The 2,215-nt window shown below is 42.9% G+C and carries 2 protein-coding genes; both read left to right on the forward strand.

The features are described from left to right. The coding region (locus F6K63_RS36600; RefSeq protein ID WP_287314971.1) for an IS607 family transposase at window positions 1-595 on the forward strand (595 nt) is incomplete at its 5' end. A 28-nt stretch (window positions 596-623) separates the two neighbouring features. Then, window positions 624-2,096 carry a transposase gene (locus tag F6K63_RS36605; RefSeq protein WP_287314973.1) on the forward strand — a complete coding sequence of 491 codons (1,473 nt, stop codon included), beginning with the start codon at window positions 624-626 and terminating at the stop codon, window positions 2,094-2,096. Window positions 2,097-2,215 lie beyond the last annotated feature (119 nt).

The raw sequence follows: 2,215 nt of genomic DNA on the forward strand, positions 1-2,215 counted from the left end.
GTATCTTACTCCAACCGAAGCTCAAAAACGATATGGTTATAATCCCAAAACCCTAGCTAGATGGGCAGATGCAGGAAAAATCCAATGCATTAGGTCTCCTGGAGGTCACCGCCGCTATCTAGCTAGTTCCATAGATCGACTAATAGTTTGCGTTGACACTCGCCCTGTAGTCCTTTATGCCAGGGTTTCAACCAAGTCTCAATCGGAGGATCTAAATTCCCAGATTGAGTATTTGGGCAGGAACTACCCAAATTGCCGATGCTATTCAGAATATGGATCCGGATTGAACTTCAAACGCCGGAAATTTATTGGGCTAATGGAAAAAGTAGCGAACTCTGAAATCAAAACTATTGTCGTGGCTCACAAAGACAGACTGTGCAGATTTGGGTTCGATTTTGTCGAGTGGTTTTGCCATTTACATAACTGTCAAATAGTGGTGCTCAATAACACTGACAAGACCCCCCAGCAAGAGTTGATGGATGATTTTATGTCGATAATGCACTGCTTTAGTTCTAAGCTTTACTTTCTTCGTCGCTATGAAAAAGAAATTAAATCTAGTGTCACCAAACTCGACAATACAGACAAAAAGCTATAAGATAGACACAAATAGCAAAGATCAAGCAATGACAGCAAAAGTAGGTATCAGCAAAAAGATCTCAACTCAAGTCGTCCCGGTTGTCGGGATGGCAAAGTCGGTTGAGATTGAGCTGTTGTCTACGATGAAAAAGCTAGGAATCGTCAGGTCTGAGTCTTACCACAAACTAGGCAGCATAAAGCACTGGGGCTTAGACTGGAAAAAAGCTTACCCAGAAGTTAGAACTTTCAGAACTCCTGAGTCTCTGGGATTACCTTCAAAACTAATGGAATGGACTGTTAGTGATGTAGCGAAAGCTGTTAGGGCTCAACAGGCAGCTTGTGCTGATGCAGTAATCAAAAAAATTTACAAAAAGTTTCCTGGAAAAGATAACCAAAAGACAAGAAAAGAGTATGCCACGCAGCTGAAGACCTTAGCTCTTTTAGATAGTCCACTACTCCACAGGCTTGTAAGGATTGAGTTTCAGCGAGGACATTCTTGGGTCAAAAATCAGATAGTTTATCAGCAAGGAGGCTATAAGTGTAAGCGTATATCGCGAAACACCTACCAATTAGAAATAGCTGGACTCAGGAGAGGAAAAAGAAACAGGATATTAGTTAGGTCTAACCGAAAAATAAAAGGGCAAATCAGACTGATATACAACCAATTAGTGCAGCGCTTTGAAGTTCACTTCCTAGTTGACCATGGGAAAGTGTGTATCCCAGTTGACCGCCCCTCTGTTGGCGTAGATAAGGGATACACAGAAGCTTTCTTTGATTCAGAAGGGAAAGCTCATGGCAAAGGGTTGGGTAAGTTAGCGTCCAAGAAGTCAGATCGGATATGCGCTAAGAATCGGAACAGAGGAAAACTTTGGGCAATTCACAGGAAACTAGAAAAGATAGACCAGGCTAAGTCAGCTAGGATTTTAAAAAACAACCTTTCTAGGAAAACAGAGAACCGCCGTTATAGAAAAGACCAAACTGAAATATTATCAGTTATTGGTCAAGCCTCTAAGTCTTTATTTGGAGGAAAGGCATTAAAGGTTTTTGCAGAAGATTTAACACAACCAATTAAAAATAAGCGCCAGTCCAAGGCCATGTCTCGCAAGCTTAATAGCTGGATGAAAGGTCAAATGCGAGACTCTTTACAAAAATGGGCTGATTGGACTGGCTCCTTTGTAACAGAAGTCCAGCCGAGCTACACGTCGCCAGTTGACTCCATAACTGGAACCCTATTAGGGAAAAGGAGTGGGGACAGCGAACCCATATTTAATGGGGTCGTGTTGCCGGCTGACTGCAATGCTGCTAAGAACATCTTGGATCGGGGTATAGACTTCGAAATTTCTCGGTACTCTTCTAGAGCCGAGGTTCAGGCAGTATTGTTGCGCCGTACCGCGCGTTTCTTAAAAGGTATGGGACTGAGTCTTGCTGATGCAGTTGAGCTTGGATGGCTTGACTCTAAGCATAGTAAGACTCGGGCTTTTAAGGAACTCCTGAACGGGATTTCAGGAGCGCCCAAATAGATGAGTGGGAGGCTTAACTCCGATTGCTGCTTGACCACTCCTCACTTGGGCAACAATAAAATTTACCTTAACCGATTTGTAGGGACTTGTCCTAATAATCCCGGTTTAAGAGTATCCCA

The sequence above is a fragment of the Moorena sp. SIO1G6 genome, assembly GCF_010672795.1.
Classification (GTDB): Bacteria; Cyanobacteriota; Cyanobacteriia; order Cyanobacteriales; family Coleofasciculaceae; genus Moorena; species Moorena producens.